This window comes from Nocardia blacklockiae, from assembly GCF_015477355.1.
In the GTDB taxonomy this organism is placed as follows: Bacteria; Actinomycetota; Actinomycetes; order Mycobacteriales; family Mycobacteriaceae; genus Nocardia; species Nocardia blacklockiae.
In genome coordinates, this window is the sequence record NZ_JADLRJ010000047.1 from 1 (window position 1) to 364 (window position 364).

General features: G+C 65.7%; 1 protein-coding gene. It reads right to left on the reverse strand.

The annotated features are described in order from the left end of the window. Positions 1–364, reverse strand: a 364-nt coding sequence (locus IU476_RS35710; protein WP_500048441.1) for an RsbRD N-terminal domain-containing protein, incomplete at both ends; no start/stop codon positions are given.

A 364-nucleotide genomic window follows, 5' to 3' on the forward strand; every position in this document is an offset into this window, starting at 1 on the left:
TTGGCGCCGCCGATGAGGTTGTCGTAGTCGGTGCGGGTGAGGGTGGTGTGAGTGTCGTCGCCGGTGCTGGTGCTGGTGCTGGTGTCGGTGTCTGTGGTGGTGGGGTGTTTGGTGGCGGTGTGGGTGATGACGAGGTCGAAGCCGATTTTGAAGCCTTCGTGGATGGCGTGGTGGATGGTGTCGATGGGGACGCCTTCGCGGGCCCAGGCGGCGGCGGCGTCTTGGAGGCGTTCGGTCTTTTCGGGGATGTTGTGGCCGTCGAGCATGCTGATGGCGAGTTCGAGGCAGGTGCGGGTGATGGTGGTGATGTCGCCGTGGATGGCGTCGCCGGGGAGGGTGCCGCAGGGGGCGACGTTTTCGACGA